This window comes from Tepidibacter mesophilus (assembly GCF_002724055.1).
GTDB lineage: Bacteria > Bacillota > Clostridia > Peptostreptococcales > Peptostreptococcaceae > Tepidibacter_A > Tepidibacter_A mesophilus.
Map to the genome: position 1 here is coordinate 1 of NZ_BDQY01000045.1, position 5896 is coordinate 5896.

Genomic DNA, 5896 nt, shown 5'->3' on the forward strand with positions numbered 1-5896 from the left:
AAATCTTTGACATTTTTAAGATGCCTTAAAAATGTATTATCTCGTATTAGCATATCTTTCGATATGTTATCCGTGTGTATAGGGCAGGTTACCCACGCGTTACTCACCCGTCCGCCGCTAAGATTAAAAAGCAAGCTTTTTAATCTCCGCTCGACTTGCATGTGTTAGGCACGCCGCCAGCGTTCATCCTGAGCCAGGATCAAACTCTTAAATAAAAGTTTGTCAGTACTCAGTAAACTGACTTTTTGTTTGTTTATTCCGAAAATCACTGTTGTGATTTATTTATAACCTACTGTTTAATTTTCAAAGTTCATTTATTTGCTTTGTGTGTTTCGTGTTTGCCTCGTTGTTGAGGACAAGTAATAATATATCACCTTTAATATAATTCGTCAACACCTTTTTAAAATTTTTATTGATATTTAAAAATATATCCTAAAACCAAACTTATAATTCAGACAAATTATTAGAAGTTCTAGCTTCAAGATAAATACATTATATATTTAATCTTGTTATTTGAGAGTTCTTAACTAAATATTTTTAATAGTGTAGTCAAGAACTCTTTAAGTTCTCATTTTGAAAATTATTTTAATTTATTTATTAAGTTATACTCAACTATCTATTTTACTTCTATATCAGTTCCTTCATCAATAGGTTGATGAACTTTTGGATAATTAACAGATGCAACAATTGAATTCATATCTTCTAAAACAGATATTCCTTGTGGTATATTTAAATCCGCAACCGTAATTGAGCCTCCATGCTGAAGATAAGATAAATCTCCGCTAACATGTGTAGGTGTATTATAAGCCCCATATTTAACTTCAATATCTAGAAGCTGTTGTTGTACAACATATCCTTGACTTTCTATTTTGGATTTATTTTCTAATACAATAGGTATGTGAGTGTGAATAAAGTCTTCATTCGTTACCTTATGTAAGTCAAAGTGTATAAATTCTTTATCGTTCATAACATCCCTTTGAACTTCATGTATATAAACTTTATGAACTTCATTGTTAAATTCTACATCAAATACTTTATTTTCTTTATTTTGAATGTAAGTTTGTTTAAATTCTTTTTTATCCATAGCAACACTTATAGGTTCCATATTCTTCCCATATAAAATTCCTGGTATAAAACCTTTTTTTCTAATAGCTTTAGCTCTATAATTACTAAATGAATTCCTAGATAATAACTCCATAGACAATACCTCCTATATTTATCATTTAGAAGGTATTATTACCATTGTATTGTTTTTTAATACATTTAAATTTATTCAATTTATAAAATAGCTAATGAGTCAGTACTTTCATTATATTATCCATAGATTAACTATCTTATCCCACTATAGATAACAATCTTTTTACTATATCGCTTAACTTTAATTCACCTATATCTCTATGGCACATAGCAAGTACTAATTTAATGCAGTCTTCTGCATCATCATATTTATAGGCATATGCTTTTAAAATGCTTCTTTCAGGCATATATTCTTCTAGTTCAATGGCTAAAGTATCTGCTAAATCCATATATTCATCAAGTAATTCTTCTTTATTTTCTTCTTCTACATCATATCCATCATCTTCTAACATATCATTTAGTACATTTATCTTTATACTCATATTAAATGCAACTATATCTTCTCTTTTAGACCTCGCGCTCATATCTTCTAATATATTAAATTCACTATTATCTGATATTATTTCTTTTATATCATTGCTATCTATTACATCGTCTTTAAATATTACAAACATAAAACCATCTCCTTATATTCAATTTATTTCTTAACACATCATTATAATAAATTTAATAAAAAAAGAAAAGCCTAAATATAAGCTTTTCTTGATTAATAAATATATTTAAAATTATTAATTTATAGCAAATATTTTATTAAAGATATTGCTAAAATTCCAAATATACCTAAATAAGCTGTACAAAAAGATGTTATTAAATTTATGCCTATATCGAAGTTTATATTAAATACACTAAAAATATAATTCAAAATAAATATGCATAATCCCCCAACCATCAATTTTGCACTCATTTTACCTATAAATTTCAATGGTCCTATCATTAATAAAGCTATGGTGTAAATGCTAAGTATTATTATTCCATATAGCAATATAAGCTTTACCTGTAATAAAACATCCATCATATTTATCCCCCCAAGTTTATATTTTATATACTGTATTTATAATCAAATATTACTCAACACTGTTTATGAAGCGTTTCCTATACATTACATACCCCTTTGCTAATTATGCCATTTGCTTTTGCTTTTCTTAAAAAATATGAATATCTAGATTTAGCTGCTTCTAATCTAAATATTGCATAATCTACTAAATCAGGATCCTTTACATTATCGAAAAAAGATTCAGCTGCTTTTAAATCTATATATGCATCTCGCAAATCCATCATAAATTCTTCATTTTCATCCACCTGTCTCTTAAAAAAGTTAATACTCATAAATGTACCCCTCCCTACTATAAATTTATATTTTAATTTTAGACTTTTATGATAAAATATATACTTTTTTTAGAAAAAAAAAGAACTCTAGAGAGTTCTTTTTTGTTTTATCTTTTGGTATTGCTTAGGAGTATATCCATATTTATTCTTAAATTGACTTATAAAATAAGATATATTCTCATATCCTAAATCATAAGCTACTTCAGTTACATTCTTTTCTTTCAATAAATCTATTGATTTTTTAAGTCTTATTTCTTTTAGATATAGATTTGGAGTACTCCCTATTATATTTTTAAATTGTATTGAAAAATTAGATTCAGACATGTTTAAATAATTAGCTATATCTTTTATTTTTATATTTTTATCATAGTTTTCACGTATATATTTTTTAGCTATGGATATTGGGTGAGTATGTTCTTTTGTTAGTATATCTTCTGAACCTTGTATCTTTAGGATATTATACAACATCTCCTGAATATAAAGATCCATTAGAAAGTATTTATTTTTTTCTACCGAAAAATTAGTTTTTATAATCTTTTTAAATATTTCATCTATAGTTTCATTTTTTTTACCTAAAAATATGTTTTTATAGCTAGGGCTTATACTATTTTTAATATCGCAATTCACTTTTTCTACTACATTTTTTATTATTCCTTGTTCTATTTCTAATACTAAGGCTTTTGTAGGGACTGTCATTTCCATTTCTACCTTTGAGTTCGGGGGCAATATTATGAACTCATCTTTTCCATAATAGAAATTATCGCTTTCATCCACTCTTAATTTTTTTTGACCTTTAAGTATAGTGCATATTCTGTTGTTTTCATACGATTTATAATATCCTTTATATGGTTTTTCAAAATCATAATATAAAAATCTCATGTAATCGGTTTCTATCCCATCTATTAATTCAATATTTCTGTCAAAATTATTAATCATAACTTCGTTCCTCCAAATGTTCATATATGTAATGTTAATTTTTTATCTTAAATTTAATTTATATTATTGTTATAAGTTAAATTTTTTTATATATTATTACTTTTATATACACATTATACTATATTCTCTATCTATTTCTTCAATATTTTAAAATTAGATTTATTTATTTTTAGTTGAATTTATCAAATTTACATCCATTTTATCAAATTTAGAGTTAGTTTTATTTAGACAAGTATATTAATATTATATCTATAGATTAAAAGTTATTTTTTTAACACAAATGTAGAGGAGGTTTTTTATAATGAATAAAACTTACAAATTTAATATGCCATCTGTTAATTTGATGGGACCAGGATGTTTAAAAGAAATTGGTGATGAAATATTATCTCTAGGATTAAAAAAAGCTTTAATAGTAACAGATAAAATATTAGTAAAAATCAATTTAGTAAACAAATTAATAGATATATTAGATAACAGTAATATAAACTATATTGTATTTGATAAAACTCAGCCTAATCCTACTGTAAAAAATGTCGAAGATGGCTTAGCGCTTTTAAAAGAAAATGATTGTGACTTTATTATTTCATTCGGTGGAGGTTCTCCTCATGATTGTGCTAAAGGTATCGGAATTGTTGCAAGTAATGGTGGGTGTATAAAAGATTATGAAGGAGTAAATAAGTCAAAAAAATCTATGCTTCCACTAGTTGCTATTAATACAACAGCAGGAACTGCAAGTGAAATGACTAAATTTTGTATAATAACAGATGAAGATAGACATATAAAAATGGCTATAGTTGATAATCATACTACCCCAAGTATATCTGTAAATGACCCATTACTGATGGTTGAAAAACCAGCATCATTAACAGCAGCTACTGGGATGGATGCTCTTACTCATGCAATAGAAGCTTTTGTTTCAACTGAAGCTACTCCTGTAACAGATGCTTGTGCATTAATGGCGATAGAATTAATATGTACACATTTAAAAGATGCTGTTGATGATGGCTCAAACATAGAGGCTAGAGATAAAATGGCATATGCTCAATTTTTAGCTGGAATGGCATTTAATAATGCAAGTCTTGGATATGTTCATGCTATGGCACATCAGTTAGGTGGTTTTTATGATCTTCCTCATGGTGTTTGTAATGCTATATTGCTACCTCATGTTCAAGAATATAATTCTATGGTAGTTCCTGATAGATTTGTTACAATAGCTAAAGCTATGGGTGAAGATGTTAATAATATTTCCAGTGAAAAAGCCGCTATTAAAGTTATAGACTCTATAAAAAAACTATCTAAAGAAATTGGTATTCCTTCTGGATTAAAAGAATTAGATGCAAAAGAAGAGGATTTAACTATTCTTTCTGAAAATGCTCTAAAGGATGCTTGCGGATTTACTAACCCTAAACAAGCTTCTCTAGAAGAAATAATTAAAGTATATAAAAGTGCGATGTAATATATCTATTATGTAATAACAAAGTGAAGCCTGGCTAAGTAGAATTCTTATGTATCTACTTAGTCAGGCTTCACTTTGTATTTTAATCCAAAATTATAAACAAAAAACACCTTTATTTAAAAGGTGTTTTCTAAAATTGGTGGGCTCAACAGGGCTCGAACCTGTGACCCCCTGCTTGTAAGGCAGGTGCTCTCCCAGCTGAGCTATGAGCCCAATTCATCATGGTGCGCCCAGAGGGACTCGAACCCCCAACCTTCTGATTCGTAGTCAGACACTCTATCCAGTTGAGCTATAGGCGCTTATTTAATTTTCACAAAAAAAATGGAGGCGACACCCAGATTTGAACTGGGGATGAAGGAGTTGCAGTCCTCTGCCTTACCACTTGGCTATGTCGCCACTCTTTTTGGTGACCCATCCGCGACTCGAACGCGGGACACCCTGATTAAAAGTCAGGTGCTCTACCGACTGAGCTAATGGGTCAAAATATGGGGTGAGTAATGAGATTCGAACTCACGGCCTCCAGAGCCACAATCTGGCGCTCTAACCGACTGAGCTATACCCACCATATTGGTCGAGGTGGAGGGACTCGAACCCCCGGCCCCATGGTCCCAAACCACGTGCGCTACCAAACTGCGCTACACCTCGATATAGTTATATAAAATAAAGTGGTGGGCCTTCAGGGACTCGAACCCCAGACCTACCGGTTATGAGCCGGGCGCTCTAACCAACTGAGCTAAAGGCCCACTTTATTTAGTAGCGGCAACTAGATTCGAACTAGTGACCTTTCGGGTATGAACCGAACGCTCTAGCCAACTGAGCTATGCCGCCATATTTCATTGGTGCCCAGAGGCGGAATCGAACCACCGACACGGGGATTTTCAGTCCCCTGCTCTACCGACTGAGCTATCTGGGCATTTGGCGGAGGAGGTGGGATTCGAACCCACGGTCCCTTTCGGAATCACTGGTTTTCAAGACCAGCTCCTTAAGCCACTCGGACACCCCTCCGTATTTCTTTGGTGACCCATCCGCGACTCGAACGCG

The 5896-nt window shown here is 30.7% G+C and carries 6 protein-coding genes, 10 tRNA genes and 1 rRNA gene; 1 reads left to right on the forward strand and 16 read right to left on the reverse strand.

Features of this window, described 5'->3' with window-relative positions; all coding sequences use genetic code 11:
* The 6 genes from Tmeso_RS15535 to Tmeso_RS15560 all read right to left on the reverse strand — a co-directional run.
* A 16S ribosomal RNA gene (locus Tmeso_RS15535) occupies positions 1-215 on the reverse strand; the annotation flags it as partial.
* Between the two features lie 401 nt (positions 216-616).
* Positions 617-1198, reverse strand: a complete 582-nt coding sequence (locus Tmeso_RS15540; protein WP_099192837.1) for a 50S ribosomal protein L25 — start codon at positions 1196-1198, stop codon at positions 617-619.
* Between the two features lie 136 nt (positions 1199-1334).
* Positions 1335-1751: a hypothetical protein gene (locus Tmeso_RS15545; protein WP_099192839.1), complete on the reverse strand. Its 417-nt coding sequence runs from the start codon at positions 1749-1751 to the stop codon at positions 1335-1337.
* Positions 1752-1870: 119 nt separating this feature from the next.
* Entirely contained in the window at positions 1871-2152 is a 282-nt protein-coding gene (locus Tmeso_RS15550; RefSeq protein WP_099192841.1) for a pro-sigmaK processing inhibitor BofA family protein, read from the reverse strand.
* Between the two features lie 77 nt (positions 2153-2229).
* Positions 2230-2463 (reverse strand): DUF2508 family protein, encoded by a 234-nt coding sequence (locus Tmeso_RS15555; RefSeq protein WP_099192843.1) that lies wholly within the window; start codon positions 2461-2463, stop codon positions 2230-2232.
* Positions 2464-2550: 87 nt separating this feature from the next.
* Positions 2551-3399 carry a helix-turn-helix domain-containing protein gene (locus Tmeso_RS15560; RefSeq protein ID WP_187296409.1) on the reverse strand — a complete coding sequence of 283 codons (849 nt, stop codon included), beginning with the start codon at positions 3397-3399 and terminating at the stop codon, positions 2551-2553.
* 301 nt (positions 3400-3700) lie between these two features.
* Here Tmeso_RS15560 and Tmeso_RS15565 point away from each other — a divergent pair, with 301 nt between their 5' ends.
* Positions 3701-4855 carry an iron-containing alcohol dehydrogenase gene (locus Tmeso_RS15565; protein WP_099192847.1) on the forward strand — a complete coding sequence of 385 codons (1155 nt, stop codon included), beginning with the start codon at positions 3701-3703 and terminating at the stop codon, positions 4853-4855.
* Positions 4856-4992: 137 nt separating this feature from the next.
* Here Tmeso_RS15565 and Tmeso_RS15570 read toward each other — a convergent pair.
* The 10 genes from Tmeso_RS15570 to Tmeso_RS15615 all read right to left on the reverse strand — a co-directional run bounded on the left by Tmeso_RS15570 (position 4993) and on the right by Tmeso_RS15615 (position 5860).
* Positions 4993-5068: transfer RNA gene (locus Tmeso_RS15570), tRNA-Val, on the reverse strand.
* A gap of 9 nt (positions 5069-5077) precedes the next feature.
* Positions 5078-5154 (reverse strand) — tRNA-Arg (locus Tmeso_RS15575).
* Positions 5155-5177: 23 nt separating this feature from the next.
* Positions 5178-5251, reverse strand: a tRNA-Cys gene (locus tag Tmeso_RS15580).
* 8 nt (positions 5252-5259) lie between these two features.
* Positions 5260-5335: transfer RNA gene (locus Tmeso_RS15585), tRNA-Lys, on the reverse strand.
* 6 nt (positions 5336-5341) lie between these two features.
* A tRNA-His gene (locus tag Tmeso_RS15590) sits at positions 5342-5418 on the reverse strand.
* A gap of 5 nt (positions 5419-5423) precedes the next feature.
* A tRNA-Pro gene (locus Tmeso_RS15595) sits at positions 5424-5500 on the reverse strand.
* Positions 5501-5521: 21 nt separating this feature from the next.
* A tRNA-Ile gene (locus tag Tmeso_RS15600) sits at positions 5522-5598 on the reverse strand.
* 11 nt (positions 5599-5609) lie between these two features.
* Positions 5610-5683 (reverse strand) — tRNA-Met (locus Tmeso_RS15605).
* A 9-nt stretch (positions 5684-5692) separates the two neighbouring features.
* A tRNA-Phe gene (locus Tmeso_RS15610) sits at positions 5693-5768 on the reverse strand.
* A 3-nt stretch (positions 5769-5771) separates the two neighbouring features.
* A tRNA-Ser gene (locus Tmeso_RS15615) sits at positions 5772-5860 on the reverse strand.
* Positions 5861-5896 lie beyond the last annotated feature (36 nt).

Coding starts and splice junctions, on each gene's coding strand:
- Tmeso_RS15560 (WP_187296409.1), bottom strand. CDS start 3,399: ATGATTAATAATTTTGACAGAAATATTGAATTAATAGATGGGATAGAA.
- Tmeso_RS15545 (WP_099192839.1), bottom strand. CDS start 1,751: ATGTTTGTAATATTTAAAGACGATGTAATAGATAGCAATGATATAAAA.
- Tmeso_RS15540 (WP_099192837.1), bottom strand. CDS start 1,198: ATGGAGTTATTATCTAGGAATTCATTTAGTAATTATAGAGCTAAAGCT.
- Tmeso_RS15550 (WP_099192841.1), bottom strand. CDS start 2,152: ATGATGGATGTTTTATTACAGGTAAAGCTTATATTGCTATATGGAATA.
- Tmeso_RS15555 (WP_099192843.1), bottom strand. CDS start 2,463: ATGAGTATTAACTTTTTTAAGAGACAGGTGGATGAAAATGAAGAATTT.
- Tmeso_RS15565 (WP_099192847.1), top strand. CDS start 3,701: ATGAATAAAACTTACAAATTTAATATGCCATCTGTTAATTTGATGGGA.